Annotated in this window: 19 protein-coding genes; 10 read left to right on the forward strand and 9 right to left on the reverse strand. The window is 61.2% G+C overall.

The genetic code is table 11. The features are described 5' to 3' along the window. Window positions 1-6: 6 nt before the first annotated feature. Entirely contained in the window at window positions 7-732 is a 726-nt protein-coding gene (locus OU993_RS22205; protein WP_268161086.1) for a helix-turn-helix transcriptional regulator, read from the reverse strand. Window positions 733-1,219: 487 nt separating this feature from the next. Between OU993_RS22205 and OU993_RS22210 the strand changes: the two genes are divergently transcribed. The 3 genes from OU993_RS22210 to OU993_RS22220 all read left to right on the forward strand — a co-directional run bounded on the left by OU993_RS22210 (window position 1,220) and on the right by OU993_RS22220 (window position 6,687). Continuing rightward, complete coding sequence (locus OU993_RS22210; protein ID WP_268161087.1) at window positions 1,220-3,478, forward strand: TonB-dependent hemoglobin/transferrin/lactoferrin family receptor; 2,259 nt, start codon at window positions 1,220-1,222, stop codon at window positions 3,476-3,478. A 154-nt stretch (window positions 3,479-3,632) separates the two neighbouring features. Further along, the gene (locus tag OU993_RS22215; protein WP_268161088.1) at window positions 3,633-5,312 is read left to right on the forward strand and encodes a formate--tetrahydrofolate ligase; all 1,680 of its coding nucleotides are present in this window, start codon (window positions 3,633-3,635) and stop codon (window positions 5,310-5,312) included. Between the two features lie 235 nt (window positions 5,313-5,547). Next, complete coding sequence (locus OU993_RS22220) at window positions 5,548-6,687, forward strand: GGDEF domain-containing protein (protein WP_268161089.1); 1,140 nt, start codon at window positions 5,548-5,550, stop codon at window positions 6,685-6,687. Between the two features lie 4 nt (window positions 6,688-6,691). Here OU993_RS22220 and OU993_RS22225 read toward each other — a convergent pair whose 3' ends face one another. Continuing rightward, window positions 6,692-7,600 carry an extensin-like domain-containing protein gene (locus OU993_RS22225; RefSeq protein ID WP_268161090.1) on the reverse strand — a complete coding sequence of 303 codons (909 nt, stop codon included), beginning with the start codon at window positions 7,598-7,600 and terminating at the stop codon, window positions 6,692-6,694. 101 nt (window positions 7,601-7,701) lie between these two features. Then, window positions 7,702-9,528 carry a methyl-accepting chemotaxis protein gene (locus OU993_RS22230; RefSeq protein WP_268161091.1) on the reverse strand — a complete coding sequence of 609 codons (1,827 nt, stop codon included), beginning with the start codon at window positions 9,526-9,528 and terminating at the stop codon, window positions 7,702-7,704. A 474-nt stretch (window positions 9,529-10,002) separates the two neighbouring features. On the opposite strand from OU993_RS22230, the gene OU993_RS22235 reads away from it, so the two are divergent. Beyond that, window positions 10,003-12,192: an anthranilate synthase gene (locus tag OU993_RS22235; protein ID WP_268161092.1), complete on the forward strand. Its 2,190-nt coding sequence runs from the start codon at window positions 10,003-10,005 to the stop codon at window positions 12,190-12,192. 105 nt (window positions 12,193-12,297) lie between these two features. Here OU993_RS22235 and OU993_RS22240 read toward each other — a convergent pair whose 3' ends face one another. The 4 genes from OU993_RS22240 to OU993_RS22255 form a co-directional block, all read right to left on the reverse strand. Further along, a complete protein-coding gene (locus OU993_RS22240) occupies window positions 12,298-12,807 on the reverse strand; it encodes a GrpB family protein (RefSeq protein ID WP_268161093.1) in 510 nt (169 codons plus the stop codon). 48 nt (window positions 12,808-12,855) lie between these two features. Next, window positions 12,856-13,149, reverse strand: a complete 294-nt coding sequence (locus tag OU993_RS22245) for a type II toxin-antitoxin system RelE/ParE family toxin (protein ID WP_268161094.1) — start codon at window positions 13,147-13,149, stop codon at window positions 12,856-12,858. Further along, window positions 13,137-13,409, reverse strand: coding sequence for a CopG family ribbon-helix-helix protein (locus OU993_RS22250; RefSeq protein ID WP_268161095.1), 273 nt, complete (start codon window positions 13,407-13,409; stop codon window positions 13,137-13,139). The genes OU993_RS22245 and OU993_RS22250 overlap by 13 nt, the downstream gene beginning before the upstream one ends. A 117-nt stretch (window positions 13,410-13,526) precedes the next feature. Further along, complete coding sequence (locus tag OU993_RS22255) at window positions 13,527-14,093, reverse strand: dual specificity protein phosphatase family protein (protein ID WP_268161096.1); 567 nt, start codon at window positions 14,091-14,093, stop codon at window positions 13,527-13,529. Between OU993_RS22255 and OU993_RS22260 the strand changes: the two genes are divergently transcribed. From OU993_RS22260 to queF, 3 genes are read left to right on the forward strand one after another with little or no spacing between them, the layout of a single operon-like run. Continuing rightward, window positions 14,092-14,328, forward strand: coding sequence for a hypothetical protein (locus tag OU993_RS22260; protein ID WP_268161097.1), 237 nt, complete (start codon window positions 14,092-14,094; stop codon window positions 14,326-14,328). The two genes, OU993_RS22255 and OU993_RS22260, sit on opposite strands and share 2 nt — an antisense overlap. Further along, window positions 14,325-15,236 (forward strand): cation diffusion facilitator family transporter, encoded by a 912-nt coding sequence (locus OU993_RS22265; protein ID WP_268161098.1) that lies wholly within the window; start codon window positions 14,325-14,327, stop codon window positions 15,234-15,236. The genes OU993_RS22260 and OU993_RS22265 overlap by 4 nt, the downstream gene beginning before the upstream one ends. Before the next feature lie 2 nt (window positions 15,237-15,238). Continuing rightward, a complete protein-coding gene (gene queF / locus OU993_RS22270) occupies window positions 15,239-15,703 on the forward strand; it encodes a preQ(1) synthase (RefSeq protein ID WP_268161099.1) in 465 nt (154 codons plus the stop codon). Between the two features lie 75 nt (window positions 15,704-15,778). On the opposite strand, the gene OU993_RS22275 is transcribed toward queF, so the two are convergent. Beyond that, a complete protein-coding gene (locus OU993_RS22275; protein WP_268161100.1) occupies window positions 15,779-16,573 on the reverse strand; it encodes a DUF2076 domain-containing protein in 795 nt (264 codons plus the stop codon). Window positions 16,574-16,726: 153 nt separating this feature from the next. Then, the gene (locus OU993_RS22280; RefSeq protein WP_268161102.1) at window positions 16,727-17,317 is read right to left on the reverse strand and encodes a HupE/UreJ family protein; all 591 of its coding nucleotides are present in this window, start codon (window positions 17,315-17,317) and stop codon (window positions 16,727-16,729) included. Between the two features lie 220 nt (window positions 17,318-17,537). Here OU993_RS22280 and OU993_RS22285 point away from each other — a divergent pair, with 220 nt between their 5' ends. The 3 genes from OU993_RS22285 to OU993_RS22295 all read left to right on the forward strand — a co-directional run bounded on the left by OU993_RS22285 (window position 17,538) and on the right by OU993_RS22295 (window position 19,934). Next, on the forward strand, window positions 17,538-18,125 hold the full coding sequence (locus tag OU993_RS22285) for an ATP-dependent Clp protease proteolytic subunit (protein WP_268161103.1): 588 nt from the start codon (window positions 17,538-17,540) through the stop codon (window positions 18,123-18,125). A gap of 121 nt (window positions 18,126-18,246) precedes the next feature. Beyond that, a complete protein-coding gene (locus tag OU993_RS22290) occupies window positions 18,247-19,209 on the forward strand; it encodes an acetylxylan esterase (protein ID WP_268161104.1) in 963 nt (320 codons plus the stop codon). Further along, window positions 19,206-19,934 carry an esterase family protein gene (locus OU993_RS22295; protein ID WP_268161105.1) on the forward strand — a complete coding sequence of 243 codons (729 nt, stop codon included), beginning with the start codon at window positions 19,206-19,208 and terminating at the stop codon, window positions 19,932-19,934. Before OU993_RS22290 ends, OU993_RS22295 begins: the two co-directional genes overlap by 4 nt. Window positions 19,935-19,954 lie beyond the last annotated feature (20 nt).

Here is a 19,954-nt window from a genome sequence, read left to right on the forward strand (position 1 = left end):
CGGGATTTAGCTGATCAGCCGCAGGCGAATGGCTTTGGCTACCAGCTGAGTCCGATTCACGCAATCGAGTTTCTTGATGGCCTTATTTAGGTAGGTGTTGACCGTGTGATCCGACAGCGACAGGATGTTTGCGATCTCCGCCGATGTCTTGCCCTGCGATGTCCAGCGAACCACTTCCAGCTCGCGGGCGGTGAGCAGATTGCGATGCAAAGGCTCGTCGCCGCGCAGTCTGTCGAAGCTTCGAAACGACTGGAGAAAGAGCATTCCGAGTTCGTTGAGCTCGGGCAGCGTCAACAGGGCGCGATCGCCATCCAGACGCATGACGAAGACCGATCCGTTCGACGAATAGAGAGGCATCGCAACGCCCGTTGCAATGCCCCAGATCTTCAAGATGCGGGTCATGGTGTCGGGAAACGCGAGGCGCAGGTCTTCCTGACGCTCGTTGCTGTAACTCCAGCAAAGCGGCAGTGCCATGTTCTTGAGGAGCGGGACGAGTGGACAATGCACCAGCAGGCGCCGTGCGTCGAAGTCCTGGATCAGGCGCCGCGGGAGTGTGGTTTCGATGATGAGGGACGAGAGCGTGTGATCGCTTGGCGCCGGGGCCGTCATCAGCGTGAAGAAACGAAAGCCAAACTGTGCTGGCAGTTTTTCCATCGCAGCAACGATGGCCGCCCGCGAGTCCGCCGACGAGATTTCTTTGCTGAGGACGGAATGGCGTTCCAGTGTAATCATCAGGTGATCTTGTCACACATGCGAAGCAGTGACCCCTCAGGCAAACCGAGGAATGTCGCAGACGGGTGGAGAGAATGTTTCAATGTCTTCTCTTATCACGGGGCCAAGATAAAGCGAACGAATATTCAGTTCCACTTATTTTATGGAATACAACTGGAATCACTTTTTTCCGTTAATGTATCGGAAAATCCCATGTACTTGCTTTTCACAGAGACAGAAAACGTACTGTCGGTTGTTTCTTGATTAGCTCTTTGGGCAATGCGCAATCCGCAGTTGATTCACTGTTGTCAAATCGCCTCACCGGACAGGATCCCACCTAAATATGATCATTTAAATCATGTTTAATGTTGACAATATAAATCATGTTTTTTATGGGGCTTAAGTGAGGCGCGCCCGCGTCAGCCCATCATATCAAGACCGCCAGGACCCCTGCGGCGCGCAAGCGCCGTTGCGTGCTTTGGCGTGCCAGCCCGAGGAAAGATCGTACATGTTGCTCCGTAATCATACCAATCTGCTGGCTTGCACCGCGCTTGCCCTTCTGGCCCTGTCGTCGGGAGCCACAGCACAGGAGCAGCAGACAACAACCTCGGAGGCGACCGTCCTGCCGCGCATCACCGTCAAGGGCCAGCGGGTCAATGCGCCGAAGGGGTCCGCCACGGACACTCCGCTGACCACGGAGACGACCCGCGAGGAGCTGGACAAGAAGCAGATCACCAGCATCGAGGATCTTGGCCGCGTGGCGGAACCCGGTGTGAACTTCAACCGCTCGAACGGTGCCGTCAACATCCGTGGCCTGGAAGGCAGTCGCGTGCTGACCACGATCGACGGCATTCCGCTGCCCTACCTGTCGGATGCGACCCGCAGCGCCAGCGGCGGCGTCGATACGGTCAATTTCAGCTCGCTGTCTGCGGTGGATGTCATGCGTGGCGCCGATTCCAGCCGTGCCGGCGGCGGCTCGCTCGGTGGCGTTCTTGCCTATCGCACGCTGGAGCCGGAAGACCTGATCGGTGAGGGCAAGGATTGGGGCGGGATTGTCAAGACCACCTATGACAGCGCCGACAAGAGCTGGCGGGGTGCGGTTGCCGTCGCCAAGAAGATCGACAACACCTCCGTGCTCTTCCAGGGCAGTTATGCAAAGGGCAATGAGCGCCAGACGAACGGTTCGGTTGGCGGCTACAGCACCACCCGCACGGAAGCCAATCCGTCCGATTACAAAGAGAACAACCTTTTGTTCAAGCTGCGGCAGGAACTGGAGGGCGGCCACACGATCGGTCTCACGGCCGAGCGCTATCGCAAGGACCGCGATACGGATGCCATGACCAACCAGACGCTCACCGGTAATTATCGCCCCGGCGGCTACAACACGCAGAAGGATTCCGACCGCGACCGTGTCTCGATCGACTACAAGTTCGAGAGCCAGGACAAGGACAGCTTCATCGACAACATGTGGGCGTCGCTTTACTATCAGAAGACGCGGACGTTGGACGGCTATACGGGTTATCGTTGGACCTCCGTCATCGGCCCGATCGGTCGTGAAAATACCACGGAAGAGAAGGATTTCGGCCTGATCGGCTCCGCCCAGAAGAGCGTCGAGATCGGCGGCAACAACCACCTCTTCACCTTCGGTTTTGATCTCGTGACGCTGACCAGCGAACAATATTCTGCCGGTTACGACAATTGCGGCACGAAACCCGCGAGCGGCACCTATACAGGCACGCTTTCGGCCTGCAACAACCTGCACACCAACCAGGCTGACACACCGAAGGTGGATGGCAACCGCATCGGCTTCTACCTCGATGACGAGATCGCGCTCGGTCAGACGGGGCTTCGCCTGACACCCGGCGTGCGCTTCGACTGGGTCAGCTACGAGCCGAAGATGACCGACGCTTTCGCCCGCAATGCCTCGAAGCCGTCGCTGCCGGCCTCCTTCGAGGACACAGCGGTTTCGCCGAAGCTGCGGCTTGCCTATGATCTGGCTCCGAATGTCGAGCTGTTCGGCCAGTGGGCGATGGGCTTCCGTGCGCCGACCACCGGCGAACTCTACAGCCGTTTCGGCGCCAGCGGCACGTATTTGCGCATGGGCAATCCGGATCTCGAATCCGAAACCAGCAACGGTTTCGAACTGGGCGCCAATCTGGGTGACGAAAGCTTCGGCGGCCGCATCAACCTCTTCTACAATCGCTACAAGAACTTCATCGACACGCGCAGCCTGACATCCGCCGAAGCTTCCGCCATGGGGCTCAGCCTTGCAGATTACCGCCAGGGCGGCATCATGAGCTACCAGAACATCGCCCGCGCCGAGATCTATGGTCTGGAAGTGTCGGCGCAGAAGATCTTCGCCAACGGCTTCCGTATCGGCACCGGCATTTCCGCGATGAAGGGTAACGATCTCGACAACGACACCTTCCTGCGCTCTGTCGCGCCGATGAAGGCGGTCGCGAGCTTCGGTTACGACACCGAAACCTGGGGCGTCGGCGTCGACGTGATCGGCGTGGCGGGCTCCAAGGACGATGACGGCAAGGGCGGCACCTACTTCCAGACGCCCGGTTACGGCGTTGTCGATCTGACCGCCTGGTGGGAGCCGGAGCAGGTCAAGGGCCTGCGCATCAATGCCGGCGTCTACAACGTCTTCGACCGCACCTATTATGATTACAGCAGCGTGCGCACCAACGGCGCCACCCAGGCGCGCGAATTCTACTCCGAGCCCGGCCGGACCTTCAAAATCTCTCTGACACAGCGCTTCTGATCTCCAGTCGCCGTGTTGAGACGGGGGGTGGCACTGCGTGTGCCGCCCCTTTTCTGTTTGCATCCTCGAACGTCTGTCGATCCGTCATTCACAGGTCGCCTGCCGATGGTCTATGCAGGGAGGAACTGCCGCCCGCTTTTGACGAGGAACATGCATGGGACCTGTGCCGTCGGACATCGAAATCGCTCGTGCCGCCAAAAAGAAACCCATCCAGGAGATCGGCCAGCGGCTTGGCATCGGGACGGAAGACCTCATTCCCTATGGGCACGACAAGGCGAAGATCACCGCAAGCCTGATCTCGTCTCTGGCCGATCGTCCGGACGGCAAGCTGATCCTGGTGACGGCGATCAATCCGACGCCGGCGGGTGAGGGCAAGACCACGACCACCGTCGGTCTCGGCGACGGACTGAACCGCATCGGCAAAAAGGCGATGGTCTGCCTGCGCGAACCCTCGCTCGGTCCGTGTTTCGGGGTGAAGGGTGGCGCTGCCGGCGGCGGGTATGCCCAGATCGTGCCGATGGAAGACATCAACCTGCACTTTACCGGCGATTTCCACGCCATCACCTCGGCGCACAATCTGCTCGCGGCGATGGTCGACAATCACATTTACTGGGGCAATGCGCTCGACTTCGACCTGCGCCGGGTGACCTGGCGGCGTGTCGTCGACATGAACGACCGGGCGTTGCGCCAGATGGTCGGCCCGCTCGGCGGCGTCTCCAACGGTTATCCGCGCGAGACCGGCTTCGACATCACGGTCGCCTCGGAAATCATGGCGATCCTGTGCCTCGCTTCTGATCTTTCGGATCTCGAACAGCGGCTCGGCGCGATCGTCGTGGGTTACCGCCGCGACAAGAGCCCGGTCTTCGCGCGTGACCTGAAGGCGGATGGCGCCATGGCGGTGCTGCTCAAGGATGCCATGCAGCCGAACTTCGTGCAGACGCTGGAAAACAATCCGGCCTTCGTGCATGGCGGTCCGTTTGCCAATATCGCGCATGGCTGCAATTCGGTCGTGGCGACCCGCGCCGCGCTGAAGCTTGCCGACTACGTGGTGACGGAAGCCGGTTTCGGCGCCGATCTGGGAGCCGAAAAATTCTTCGACATCAAGTGCCGTGAGGCGGGTCTGAAACCTGCGGCGGCGGTCATCGTCGCGACCATCCGGGCGCTCAAGATGAATGGCGGCGTCGCCAAACCGGACCTGTCGAAGGAAAATGTCGGCGCGCTCATCGATGGCTGCGCCAATCTCGGACGGCATATCGAAAATGTCGCGAAGTTCGGTGTGCCGGTGATCGTGGCGATCAACCACTTCTCCTCTGACACGGATGCCGAGGTGGAGGCGGTCCAGACCTATGTCCGCTCGCTGGGCGTCGAGGCGATCCTCTGCCGCCACTGGGCCGAAGGTTCGGCCGGCGTCGAGGAACTCGCCAACAAGGTGGCAGCACTTGCCGATTCCGGCACGGCGGATTTCAAGCCGCTTTATCCCGACGACTTGCCGCTTCTGCAGAAGATCGAGACCGTTGCGCGCGAGATCTACCGCGCCGGCGAGGTGACAGCGGAAAAGGCGGTGCGCGACCAGTTGAAGGCGTTTGAGGAGCAGGGCTACGGCCATCTGCCGGTCTGCATTGCCAAGACGCAATATTCCTTTTCCAGCGATCCGGACCTGCTCGGCGCGCCGACCGGCCACACGCTGCCGGTGCGCGAGGTGCGCCTGTCGGCTGGTGCCGGTTTTGTCGTGGCGATCACCGGCGAGATCCGGACCATGCCCGGCCTGCCGCGCTCGCCGTCGGCGGAGCGCATCCACCTCAATGAGGCGGGCTATATCGAGGGCCTGTTCTGATGCACTGCCCCTTGCGGCCGGGCTTCTGTCGCAGATCCGCACAGGGCGTCGAGCGATCGGGGGGCATTCCGGCCGACTTCAAGAGTGACGTGCGGACTTGCACGCGGTGGCTGTATTTTCTGGAAATACTTTAACCTTTCCCATGGAAAGGCAGGGCTTTTCTCTTTTAGGGACTGCTATTTGCAGGTTTCTCAAAACATCTGTGTGTAGAAGGCGGCAACGATATGGAGCCGTCATGCAGACACATCTGGAAAGGCTGAGCGACGAGGCGCGGCTGTGGCCACTGACCTGGCTCACGGACATGAGCAACGCGCCAGGCAGCGAGTTGCAGCGTCGCCTGCGACTGACGCTGACCGCCTCCATGATGCCCATGATCCTGGGGTGCGCCAATACGGCGACGGTAACGTTGATTGCCTATTTTCGATCCGGCAATTCTATCTTTCTTTGGTTCGCCCTTCTGGACCTAGCGTTGATCGCTCTGCGTGGTGCAATCCGCCTGCCCAGGTTCCGGCCCTGGCACACCGATGGCGTGTTTCTCTGCGGAACCCTCTGGGCGGCCACCAATGCGGCTTCGACCCTGATGATCAGTCTCGGCAGCGACATGCCAATGATCATCCTGGTCACCGCCTCGGCCTTCGGCTCCTGTGCCGGTATCATCTCGAACAACTTCGTGGCGCCGCGTTATGCGATGATGCAGATCTTGATGATCGATGCCGCATTCAAGATCTCCTTCGCCACGCGCGTGCCGGAGTTCATTCCGCTGCTTGTGCCGCAGGCGGTGATTTTCATTGCCGGGCTGAACTGGATCATGCACCGGCAGCGCGACACCACCCTTCGCGCCATCTCGGCAGAGATCGAAAACCGTAACCACGCCCTGAGCGATCCGCTGACCGGAGTGTTGAACCGGCGCGGCCTGCAGGCAAGGGCCGAGGCGATGATGACGGAGAACCAGTCGCTGCAACTGTTCTGTCTCGATCTCGACGGCTTCAAGACGGTCAATGACCGGTACGGGCACGCGGTCGGAGACGACGTGCTGAAAATGGCGGCGGAGCGTCTGCGCGACTGCCTGCCGGACGCTGCCATCTGCCGTCTGGGAGGCGATGAGTTTCTCATTCTTACCGCCTCGCTTGACCGTCGCGCTGCAGAAACCATGGCCTCCCGTATCATCATAGCGCTGTCTACGCCTTATCCCGTCGCCGGAACGGTGGTCCGCATCGGTGTCAGTGTCGGCCTGTCGGACGTTGCTGCCGACCATGGCGATCTCACGCAGTCGATGCTGTCTGCCGATCAGGCGCTCTACCGGGCCAAGGCCTCCGGCAAGGGGCGTTTCGTCTCCGCCGAAGACATGCCGATCGGGCTTGCCGGAACGGCGTGAGAGGTCACCGGCAATACCGGTATCCGGCCTTTCTTTCGAGCACGTCCAGATGCAGGTGATCCTGGTGGGTGGCGTCGCTGCCGGGCGACAGCACGGTGGTGAAATGCAGGCAGGCGCCGGCGGTGATCGTCCGCTGGAAAGCGCCGGTCATCGTCGGATCCTCCGTCTTCGGGGTCATCGCCACCAGCTCGCCCTTCGATAGATCCAGGCCGATGATGTCGATGGCATTGCCGCGCGCATGTTCGGAAATCTTGCCGGTTTCGGCACCATTGCGCTTGCGGCAGGTATAGGCCGGGGCGTTGCGGACGCCGGTGAGCTTTTGGTCCGGCAGGGCGAGCGCCAGCGTCGGCTGAACCGTGTCCTTCAGCCAGTGCGAGAGGGCGAGCGCCGCCTGACACCGCATCGGTGACGGATCCGAGAGTGCCACGCCGGGTAGCGGTTGTGTCACGACGAGCGGTTTTTCGATGCCGCAGATACCGTCCTCGTCCCGGATCGGATCTTTTGTCTCGAACTGTGCGCCGATCGCTTTCAGGTCGCGCAGGCAAGCCTCGAGTTTTATGGGATCCTCCGCCACGATGGCGCTGACCTTCGGTTCCGGCTCGGGTTCGGTTTTCGCCGCGGCGGGGTCGTCCGCCTGTCTGTCACCGGTGTCATCCGGGGTGGTTTCGGGAGCCCCGGTCTCGCGCCTTTCGTCGGATGGCGTCTGGGTGGGTGCCGGAGCGTCGGGTGCCGGTTTGGGGCGAGGCGTGGCAACCGGCCTGTCCGGCGGGGTCTCTGCCTGGAGGTTTGCCGGTTTCTGCGTCGGCAATGGTGGGCTGTCCGGCAGGCTGGCCGCTGTCAGGACCATGGCCGAAAATGTTGCGGCCAAGGATCGGGCGGCCCAACTTGCCGCCCATGCTGTGGATCGTCTCATCTCGCCGTCCTCGCGATCTGCTCCTGGAGAACTCGCTTGGAGCGAGGTCCCTCAAGGGCAGGTAACGCATGACGGCCGGATTGGTCGCAGACGGAGGCGGATCAGGCCGCCCTGCGGCGCGGCCGCGGATCGAGCGCCACTTCGTCTTCGCGACTGACGAACTGGTTGACCAGCGCCACCATCTCGCCCACCTCTTCGGTCAGCGAATGGCTGGCGGCGTTCATCTCCTCGACCATGGCAGCGTTCTGCTGGGTGATCTGGTCCATCTGGTTGACGGAGGTGTTGATGGCCTGCAGCACGTCGCTCTGTTCGCTGGTGCCGAGTGCGATGGTTTCGATATCGCTGGCGATCGAGGCGATGTCGTTCTCGATTTCCTTCAGTGCCTCGCCGGTGCGGGAAACCAGCGCCACGCCACCGGCCACTTCGGTGGTCGAATGAGTGATGAGCGCATGGATTTCCTGCGCTGCGTTGGCGGAACGTTGGGCGAGCGCACGCACTTCCTGCGCGACGACGGCAAACCCCTTGCCGGCTTCGCCGGCGCGTGCGGCCTCGACGCCGGCGTTCAGCGCCAGCAGGTTGGTCTGGAAGGCGATCTCGTCGATCAGGCCGGTGATCGAACCGATGCGCTGCGAGGCGTCTTCGATTCGGCTCATGGCATCGATCGCCTGGCGGACGATTTCGGCAGAGCGCCCGACATTTTCGCGCGCATGGTTGCTCTTCGTCATCGTGTTCTTCGTCAGGCCGCTTGATGCCGCGATGTTGGAGGTGATCTCGTCGAGCGCCGCGGCCGTTTCTTCCAGCGCCGCGGCCTGCTTTTCGGTGCGGTGGGCCAGATTGTCGGCGGAACCGTCTAAGCTTTCGGCATTGGCGCGGATCTCGTCCGCCTTGCCGAGTACCCGGCGCATCGTCTGCTGGAAGACGGCCAGCGAGCGGTTGAAGTTGTTGCGCAGCACCTCGAATTCCGCGTCGAAGGGTTCGTCGAGGGTGACGTGGATGTTGAAGCGCGACAGGCGGTCGAGACCGGCGCCGAGATCGTCGATGACCTTCTTCAGCGTGGCGGCACGCTCCGTTTCCAGGTGAAGCTGGCGGTTCCGCTCCTCGCTCGTCTGCTGTTCGTGGCGGTCTGCTTCCTGCTCCAGTCTTGCCTTTTCCAGCGCGCCGGCGCGGAAATGCGCCACAGCCTTTGCCATGTTGCCGACCTCGTCCTGCCGGTCGGCATGCGGCACGGGGCTTTCGAAATCACCTGTCGCAAGAGCTGCCATGTATCGCTCCATGTCGCGCATCGGCGTGATGGCGCGCCGACGGAACAGCACGATGCCCCCCAGAAGGACTGCGATCGCCACACCGCTTGCGGCAAAGGCCATCGAACGGTAGACCGCACCAGAGGCCGAGGCGCGCGCTTCGACGGCGATCATGTCGTTTTTCGCCAACGTCACCAGCTGCACGACCGCGGCGCGCTGGACACGGAAACGCTGCCGAAGCTGCGTCAGGTCGGTTTCCTTGCCGTTGACGGCGGCGATCTTGAATTGCGGAACGACGACGTCGAACAGTTCCTTCCAAAAGGCTTCCGAAGCCGCCTTGTAATCGCCGAAGACGAAGGAGGCGGTTGCCGGCGGCAGCGGTTTGGTGGCCCACACCGTCATCCGCTCCTTGTAATCCGCATGCAGCCTGTTCAGCACCTCGATATTGGCGCTTGCTTCTTCCGGATAAGCGGCCGTTTCCGTTGCCGTCAGATAGGCCTCCACCACAAACATCGGCGGCGGCAGGATATCGGCCACCAGGTCCTTGGCGTCGATGATGAGGCTGTATTCCGGTCCGTCGATCTGGAGTTGCCGCAACGAATAGAGAAGCGTGCCGACCGCGACCGAAAGCCCTGCCAGGAGTGTAAACCCAAACAGCACTAGAAAGCGCGATATTGTCATCTGCATGCGGGTGAGCTCCCGTTTGTGGCTCAAAGACTCGTGGTTCGGGCACAGGTAAAGTTGGTTAACCCAAGATTAAGGAAAGCATAAATGTGTTATTCAAATGCTAATGTGTCGCTGGTATTCTTCCATCATGACTTGTATGCCTCCTGTTTTTGTGGCGCAGATTTACCCGTAAACGTGGTTTTGCAGACGTGGTGATGGCAGGTTCGGTGACGCTGCGGTCTCGGCAGGGGAGGGTGGTGACGTCGCCCGCGACATCGCGCAGAACCCGCTTGTCAGAAACACAGGCCCACGCTATGAAAGACGCCATGAAAACGTCGAGCAACATGATGATCTGGTGGTGGGCACGCTAAACGCGGCCTTGACCAGTCATGTCCAGAGACGAGACAAAGCCGCCCGAAACTCCCGAGGCGGTTTTTTTATGTAAAAACCTCCTCCAGAACCGGGCTTGATGGGAAAGTGGAAGAGGTTAAGAGCATGGTAACCATCATCGAAGACGACGGCTCGGAGGTCTACGAGACCCGTGGCGGCATTTCCGTCAGCCGCAAGCGCAGGCCGACCCCTTACGCCAATGCCGTGTCCAGCTACGTGGACAAACTGGACGAACGGCGCGGCGCGGTCTTCTCTTCCAACTACGAATATCCGGGTCGTTATACGCGCTGGGACACGGCCATCGTCGACCCGCCGCTCGGCATCTCTTCCTTTGGCCGCTCTGTCTGGATCGAGGCTTATAACGGCCGCGGCGAGGTTCTGCTCGAATTCATTGCCGAGCGTTTGTCGAGCGAGCCGGACCTGACGCTGGGGGCACGCTCCGCGCGCCGCCTCGATCTGTCGGTCAACAAACCCGCCCGCGCCTTTACCGAGGAAGAGCGCTCCAAGATGCCAACGGTGTTTACCGTTTTGCGCGCGATCGTCGATCTCTTCCATTCCGATGCCGACAGCGCCATCGGGCTCTTTGGCGCCTTCGGTTACGATCTTGCCTTCCAGTTCGATTCGATCGACCTTTCGCTCACCCGTCCCGACGATCAGCGCGACATGGTGCTGTTCCTGCCCGACGAAATCCTCGTGGTGGACCACCACGCCGCCAAGGCCTGGATCGACCGCTACGATTTTGCCCGCGATGGCAAGACGACGGTCGGCAAGTCGGAAGAGATTGCGCCCGAACCCTTCCGCACAACGGACACGATCCCGCCGAAGGGCGATCATCGCCCCGGCGAATATGCCGAGCTGGTGGTGAAGGCCAAAGAAAGCTTTCGGCGCGGCGACCTGTTCGAGGTCGTGCCCGGCCAAAAGTTCATGGAACGCTGCGATTCGAAACCCTCGCAGATCTCCAACCGCCTGAAGGCGATCAATCCCTCGCCCTATTCCTTCTTCATCAATCTCGGAAACCAGGAATATCTCGTCGGCGCCTCGCCGGAAATGTTCGTGCGCGTCTCCGGCCGGCGGATCGAGACCTGCCCGATTTCCGGCACGATCCGCCGCGGCGAGGATGCGATCTCCGATTCGGAACAGATCCTGAAGCTGCTCAACTCCAAGAAGGACGAGAGCGAGCTGACCATGTGCTCGGACGTCGATCGCAACGACAAGAGCCGCGTCTGCGAGCCGGGCTCGGTCAAGGTCATTGGTCGCCGCCAGATCGAGATGTATTCCCGCCTCATCCACACGGTGGACCATATCGAAGGCCGCCTGCGTCCGGACATGGACGCTTTCGACGGCTTTCTTTCCCACGCCTGGGCCGTCACCGTCACCGGGGCGCCAAAACTCTGGGCGATGCGTTTCATCGAAAAACACGAAAAGAGCCCGCGTGCCTGGTATGGCGGCGCGATCGGCATGGTGGGCTTCAACGGCGACATGAATACCGGGCTGACGCTGCGCACGATCCGCATCAAGGACGGCATTGCCGAGGTGCGGGCCGGCGCAACCCTGCTCAACGACAGCGACCCGCATGAGGAAGAGGCCGAAACCGAACTGAAGGCATCCGCCATGATTGCCGCGATCCGTGATGCCCGCACGGGCAATACCGCCAAGATCAGCCGCGACGTACAGACGGTCGGGCAGGGGGTGAAAATCCTGCTGGTCGATCACGAGGACAGCTTTGTTCACACGCTCGCCAACTACTTCCGCCAGACGGGGGCCGAGGTTTCCACCGTGCGCACGCCGGTGCCGGAAGAGATCTACGACAGGATCAAGCCGGATCTCGTGGTGCTGTCGCCCGGACCCGGCAATCCGAAGGACTTTGACTGCAAGGCAACCATCAAGGCGGCGCGCGCCAAAAATCTGCCGATCTTCGGTGTGTGCCTCGGCCTGCAGGCGCTGGCGGAAGCCTATGGCGGGGAGCTTCGGCATCTTGCGGTTCCTATGCATGGCAAGCCGTCGCGCATCCGCGTGCTCGAACCGGGCATCGTGTTTGCCGGCCTTGGCCGCGAGGTAACGGTCGGCCGTTATCACTCGATCTTTGCCGATCCGGCAACGCTGCACCCCGATTTCATCATCACGGCGGAAAGCGAGGATGGCACGATCATGGGCATCGAGCACGCCAAGGAACCGATCGCGGCGGTGCAGTTCCATCCCGAATCGATCATGACGCTCGGCGGCGACGCCGGCATGCGGATGATCGAAAACGTGGTGGCGAACCTCTCGCGCCGGGCGAAGGAACAGGCGGCGTAAAAATCTGCGTCTCGGACTGCCGGACCCTCGCATGCCGCCTGGTGTGCGAGGGTTTTTGACGGGCATTTTTCTGGAATATCAACGCGGGTGGCATTTGCCGAAACACTAGCGGATTTGCGGCGGGGGTCCCATCAAGGCATCAATAAAAGGCGCTTTCTGCGCAAGATACTCGCCGATGCCCTCCCGGTTATTGGCCTCCAGCCGAAGCTTCAGATCTTGATATTGCTGCCGAATAGCAGGATCAGCTCGTAAAAGATCGCGAAAGCGGATCATTCGCTCAATCTGCCAATGACCCATGACGCAGATATGTACTTTATGTGTTCGAATTCCTCCAACATCGCGACGGAAAAAATGGTGGCCTTCTGAAAGATTGCTTCCACGTACATAGCCCAGATCCCGCATGGCTGCGTCGCGAATTGCCTCGTTTTGATGCTCGGATAATTCAACCAGTAGGTCTATTTCAGGTTTCGCCGCAAGATCTGGAACCGCTGTGCTTCCGACATGATGAATCCCGCGAAGTTCCGAATTAAAACATTTTGCAATCCGCTCTGCTTCGACTGAGAATTGAAAAGGCCATTGGCTGTTGTAGAGAGAGATTTTGCTGGTGAGCGCCATTGATGTCTTTCCTCGAAATCTGAACAGTCGCAAACAACAGCAATCGAGTCAGTACCCTGCTTCCTTCTGATGCCGAAAGGCCAGAATATAAACCGCGTCCTCTGCCGGCTCGTGACGATAGAGAGCCACATAGCCTGTGTCTCCAAAGGCAATCACCAATTCGCGCAGTTCTGGTTTTTCCAGCAGTGGTCTGCCCATATCGGGTGATGTTTCAAGCTGCCGAAATTGACGTTTAATCGCCGCCGCCGCCCGCGATGCAGCCTCCGGTGCCTTGGCGGCAAGAAAACGCTGGCAACGTTGTAAGCCTTTGACGCCGCCTTCCGTCACGATCAGTCGTGGCACTCTGGCACCGGCTTCTCGTCGTCGCTGCCCCAGGTGCTGAGCCAGGCGCTGACCTCTTCGCCGGTCAGGTGGCGACCGGTTTGCGTGTAGGCGGCCCAGGATGCCATGGCTTCCTGTTTGAAACTCTCGCGGGCTTCTTCCCGCTCGACATATTGCTGGATGGCTTCGAGCATGATCCAGTGCGGCGAGCGGCGACGCTGGCTGGCAAGCTGCTGGACGCGACCCTTCAGCCTGTCGTCAATCTTCAGGGAGGTTGCCATCAAAGCTCCATATTACCGAGTAATACCTGATGGTAATTTAATCCTCTGCCCCACTCGTGTCCATAGCGGGCTCTCGGCGGTTCGAATACCACAACGGCAACTGTGGCTGCCGCTATCTCAGCTCGGCAATCCAATCAGCTTTTCAAAGTCTTCCCAGGTGTCGTCCATGGCGTAGGGGCCGGTGAAGGGAATGTTGAGGTGGCCGAAGAGCGGCGTCAGCTGCCATTCGGCGGTTTCCTCGTCCACGTTCGCCACCTGTTGCAGGTACATGACCGAGGCAAGGCCGGTGCGGTCGGCGCCGCTCTTGCAGTGCACGAGGATCGGGCCTTGCGCATTGCGCAGGAGGCTGACCAGCTCGAAACTTTGTTCCGGGGTCAGCGCCTTGCGGGCGGACATGGGGAAATCGATATGGGTGACGCCATGCGCCTTCGCCGCAGCCAGTTCGTCCTCATACCATTGCGCGCCGGGTTTTCCGCCACGCAGGTTGATGACCGTGCGGATGTGGTAGGTCTCGATGTAATGATCGAAACCCTCCTTGGAAAGCTGAGCGGATCGGTAGAACTGGCCGGGAACCACTTCGTGGAAATTGCCGGTCAGCTGCAGGAAACCGAGATAGGCGCCGAGCAGAAGCATCGACGCGGCCAGACAGAGGCCGGCGCGCTTTGCGACATGTGATAACTTCATGATGTCCCCCGTCGGACCGAAGCAGATACACCCGGACCTGCTGGAACATGATCAATTTCCGATCCATGGCAGATTTGTGGCAGGGCGTAAAAGCTTGCCGAAGTGCTTTGACATTCCGGTCAATCCGAGCGATAGACCGCACGAAACCGAAACCGCCGAGCGCTATTATACGCTCGGCGGTTTCGCCGTTTTCAGGCTTTTGCAATTCATTCGCATGCGCACGGAAAGACGATGACCGACGACGAAAAACAGCTTGTGCAACGCCTTGCCTTATGGGGCATTCCGCTTTCGCTTGGCGTCATGGGCCTCAAGCTTCTGGCCTGGTGGGTCACCGGATCGGTGGCGCTTCTGTCCGACGGGCTGGAAAGCTTCGTCAACGTTGCGGCGGCCTGTATCGCCTATTTCGTCATTCGCTACGCGCAGCGCCCGGCCGATCACGACCACCAGTTCGGCCACCACAAGGCGGAATATATCTCCGCGGTCATCGAAGGCGTGCTGATCGTGATCGCCGCGCTTCTCATCGTCAAGGAGGCCTGGGGCGGGCTGGTCGCGCCGCGGCTGCCGGAGGCGCCGGTGCTGGGTCTGGCGATCAATGCGGCTGCCGGCGTGATCAATGCCGCCTGGGCGACGCTTCTCATCCGTTACGGCACCAGCCATCGTTCGCCGGCATTGAAGGCCGACGGGCAGCACATCATGTCGGATGTCGTCACATCCGCCGGCGTGCTGGTCGGCCTCGTCCTGGCGCTTGTGACGGGTTATGCCATTCTTGATCCCATTCTCGCCATCATCGTTGGTATCAACATCCTCTACCAGGGCTCCAAGGTGATTTCCCATTCGCTCGGCGGGCTGATGGACAAGGCGGTGGAGCCGGAAGAGGAAGAGGCGATCCGCGAGGCGATCCGCACACATTCCGCCGGCGCGCTCGGCGCGCATGATCTCAGAACCCGGCGGGCCGGGGCTGTCGCCTTCATCGATTTCCATCTGGTGGTGCCGGGCAAAATGCCGGTCGGCGAGGCGCATGCGATCTGCGACCGCTTGGAAGATGCGATCAAGGCGGCTATTCCCGGCGCATCACTCGCCATTCATGTGGAGCCCGAGGGCGAACGCCCGCATGGGCTCAAGGTCAAGGTAGAAGGTCAATAGTCATGAGCATGACGGATGTCAGCGGGCTCTCGCAGCTCGGAAAACAGGTGGAGGCTCCCACCAGCCCGGAAACGGCGGTTCTGGAAAAGGTGCCGAACAGCAATGCCGGAACCGATTACGTGGTGCGCTTCACCGCGCCGGAATTCACCTCGCTCTGCCCGATGACGGGCCAGCCGGATTTCGCCCATATCGTCATCGACTACATTCCGGGCGACTCGCTCGTCGAATCGAAGTCTCTGAAACTGTTCCTTGCATCGTTCCGCAATCACGGCGCCTTCCATGAGGATTGCTCGGTCTATATCGCCAAACGACTTGTGGACCTGCTCGCGCCGAAATGGCTCAGGATCGGCGCCTACTGGTATCCGCGTGGCGGCATTCCGATCGATGTCTTCTGGCAGACGGGAGCCGTGCCGGAGGGTGTCTGGTTGCCGGACCAGGGTGTGCCGACCTATCGCGGCCGCGGCTGACCGGCCGGATTTCGACAGAGAGCCTTTTGCATCGCGGGGAAGCCTCAGCTTTCCCGCGATGCCGTTTCTGCCGGCTCAGACGAAATCGCCGCTGTCGTCGTTGCCGAAATCGGAGTCGTCGTTCCAGCCGGCATCGTTCGTGTCCAGATCGGCCTGCTGCAGACCGTCGTCCGGGTCCAGGTTGGCGCTGGCATTGGTGCCGGTATCGATCTGCGGCGGATCATTGTTGGGATCGCCGAAATAGTTGTTGATGACGGTTTCCTCGACCGGGGCACTGCCAAAACCTTCGCTGAGCGGCGAACCGAGCCCGAGGCCCGCCATGTGGTGGCCGAAGATGCCGCTGAGCGAATTGGCTAGCAGCATGCCGCCGGCAACGCCTGCGGCGGTTCCAAGCGCGCCCGTCAGGAAGCTGCTGCCGGCAGAGGGTGTGGGCATGGCCTGCGACCACGGTCCCGTCGGAGCCTGGGGATAGGCGGGTGCCTGCGCATAGCCCTGCGGCTGGCCCCAGGGCGCGCCGCGATTGGTTTGCGGATAGGCGGGACGCGGCTGTGCGGCGGGTGCTGCGCGCGGCGGCTGGCTGGAGCCAAAGATCGAGCTGAGGAAACCGCGTTCTTCCGGCTGCGGCGCGGGTTTTGCCAGGTTATCTTCCAGTTCGCGGACCCGGTTTTCGAGATCGTTGATGTGTTTGGAGGCGGCTTCGAGCCCCTTTTCCTGCACGATGACGGCCTGCGCCAGATAATAGGGCGCGGCCGGTTCGGCGCGCACCGCATCGGCAATCAGCCGTTCGGCGTCGGCATCGCGCGGGGTGCCTGCGGCGGTGCGAATACGGTCGAACAGGGCGGTCAAAAGCTGGCGTTCTTCCGGTGACATCGGGTCTCTCCTTCGCTCAAAGGCTCTTTGCCTGAGCCATGAAAAAGAAATGGGGCCGGATTCGGTCCGTGTCACCGGGGTTCTGCCTTAATTCTTGGTAAGGCAGGCGAAGGAGGGAGGGGAGGGCGCAGAAGCGCCCACCCGATGGTGTTGTCAGCCGCCGAAGGCAAACGAGAGGCCGGCCAGTGCGGCAAGCCCACCGAGCATGCGCGGCACGACCGGTGCCGTGCGGCTGACCAGCAGGCCGAGCACCAGACCGGCGGCATGCAGGAGGGCGGTTGCCGCAATGAAACCGAGGCCGAAGGCCCAGGCACCGGCCTCACCCAGTTCGGCGCCATGCGCATGGCCGTGGAACAGCGCAAAGACCGCAACAACGGCGGCCGATGCTGCGACCGGCAGGCGGACCGCAAGACCGACCAGCAGGCCAAGGCCGATGACGGAGGCGAGGATCGCCGGCTCGACGAAGGGCAGGTGGATGCCGAACACCGCCAGCGCGAAACCGAACGCCATGGTGGCGACAAAGGCGGCGGGAACGGCAAAGAGCGCGGCACGGCGGCCGGGCGTTGCGGCAATCTGCGCGGCCCACAGACCGACGGCGACCATGGCGAGAACGTGATCGGCACCGAAGACCGGATGCGAGAGGCCGGCGGCAAAGGAACCGTGGGCCAGCGGATCGAGATGAGCGAAAGCCGGAGCGGCGGCGGCGGCAAACAGGCCGGCGGTGAAAGAAAGACGTTTCAACATAAAGGGTTCCCCTGACAATCGGCAGCGGCAGGCAGGGTCCTGCTGCACTGCGTCAGGCGCAAGATTAGGCAGTGCCCAAAAATCTGTCCATCCGCAAAATGACGGTGATTGGATTCACCTTGCCGGAAGTTCAGGCCGGCTCTTGCCGTTTCGCTCATTGTCTTGCGCGCCCGAACGCATTATGTCCGGTGACATGCACATCCACATTGGAGATCGCTCTATGCTTGATGAGAATGACGACGACAAGACGAAGGAATTGCCACTGGGGAAGGAAACGGAGGCGAACCTCTTCAAGTCGCGTTCGATCTTCATCTATGGCGGCATTACCCAGGAACTGGCGCAGAAGGTCTGCACCCAGCTCGTCGCGCTTGCCGCGGCCTCCGATGAGGATATCCGCATCTACGTGAATTCGCCGGGCGGCCATGTCGAATCGGGTGACTCGATCCACGACATGATCAAGTTCATCAAGCCGAAGGTCTGGATCATCGGCACCGGTTGGGTCGCGTCCGCCGGCGCGCTGATCTACGTCTCCGTGCCGAAGGAGCGTCGTATCTGCTTGCCGAACACCCGCTTCCTGCTGCACCAACCGTCCGGTGGCACGCGCGGCATGGCGTCCGACATCGAGATCCAGGCCCGCGAAATCATCAAGATGAACCAGCGCCTGATCAAGATCTTCTCCAAGGCCACCGGCCAGACGGAAGAGAAGATCGCCAAGGACATCGACCGCGATTACTGGCTGTCGGCAGAAGATGCCGTCTCCTACGGTCTGGTTTCGAAGATCGTCGAAAGCCAGTCCGAAATCGGCTGATCGTTTCGGCCATCGTTGCGACATTTGCCCCGTCGGAAACATCCGGCGGGGTTTTCCGTATCCATCTCCGACGCAAGGCGCGTGTCCTGCGTCGGCGGCACGTCCAGAACCGGTGCATCACATGAGCATTCCGACCGAACATCCCTTCGAATTCGACCCGACCTACGGTTACAGTCTGGAGGCGCTTCAGGCACTTCAGGCGCCGGAGGCCCCGGAGGGATTTGATGCGTTCTGGGCCGGCCGCTATCAGCGGGCGCTTGGCGTCGCGCCAAAGCCGGTGCGTCGCCCGAGCCCTTTGTCGCATCCGGCCTGGCAGGTGGAGGAGATCCAATTCACCTCGACCGATCGCGTGCGGATCGGTGGCTGGCTGCTCACGCCGAAAACGGGAGAGATCCGCCGCGGCATCGTGGTCGGCCATGGTTATGGCGGGCGCGACGCGCCGGATTTCGATTACCCGGTCAGCGATGCCGCGCTTCTTTTTCCCTGCTTCCGCGGCATGTCAAAAAGCCCGCATCCGCCGATTTCCGGCAATGCGGTCTGGCATGTGTTGCACCATATCGAGAAGCCGGAAAAATACGTGATCGGCGGCTGCGTTGAGGATCTTTTCGTCTCGGTGTCGGTGCTGCTGGCGCTGTTTCCCGGGCTTGAGGGGCAGATCGGTTATAGCGGTATCAGTTTCGGCGGCGGCATCGGCGCGCTGGGTATCCCCCATGATCCACGGATCGATCGCGGATTTCTGGAGGTGCCGACCTTCGGCAACCGTCCGCTCTGGCTGACGCTGCCCTCCACCGGCAGTGCGGCGTCGGTCCAGATCTATCGCAAGACCCATCCGGGCGTGGATGCGCCGCTGCGCCTCTTTGATGCCGCAACGGCTGCAACGCGAATCACCGTGCCGATGCTGGTGGCGCCGGCGCGGTTCGACCCGGCCGTGGCGCCGCCCTGCCAGTTTTCCGTCGCCAATGCCGTGCCGCAAAAATTTAATCAAACCTTCATTCTCGACGCGGGCCACTTCGACTATCCTGACGCTGCGGCGCAGCATAACCTTCTCTCCGAGAAGGTCAGGACATTCTTCGGAGATCCATGAACCGGGAATATTTACGCTGGTACAGTCCTCGCCTCCATCGAGAGATGGAGCTTTTGATCTTTGGACATGCTGGCGCAAAGGTCCTGATGTTGCCGACCCGCGAGGGTCGCTTCTTCGAATACGAACAGCTCGGCATCGTGGCGAGCCTGGCCGACAAGATAAAGGCCGGCCAGTTGCAGCTCTTCTGCATCGAGGGCATGGCGGGCGAGACCTTTTACAGCTGGTGGCGACATCCCGGTGACCGTATCCGCCGCCATGCGCTGTTTGAGGACTATGTGCTCAGCGAGGTTCTGCCGCTGATGAATGCGCGCAATCCGCATGACTGCACGATCATCCAAGGCTGCAGCCTGGGCGCTTTTCAGGCGGCGAGCCTCGCCTTCCGCCATCCGCATCTCTTCCGCAAACTCGTCGCCTTTTCCGGTCGTTACGATCTGACGCTGAAGGTCGAGCATTTCGACGACCTGCTGGGCGGTTATTACGATGACGACGTCTATTTTCGCACGCCCACCCATTTCCTGCCCAACCTGCCGCAGGGCGACCATCTCGACCACCTGCGGCGCATGGAGATCGTGCTGGCGATCGGTGCCGAAGATCCCTTCCTCGACAACAACCGCCACCTGAGCCAGCTGCTGGCGGAAAAGGGGGTGGCGCACCAGATGTTTGTCTGGGAAGGGCGCGCGCACCGGGCCGGTGCCTGGCGGCGGATGGCGCCGCTCTATATCTGACGGCCGCAGTCTGACAGCCG

Source organism: Rhizobium sp. SL86 (assembly GCF_026672545.1).
In the GTDB taxonomy this organism is placed as follows: domain Bacteria; phylum Pseudomonadota; class Alphaproteobacteria; order Rhizobiales; family Rhizobiaceae; genus Neorhizobium.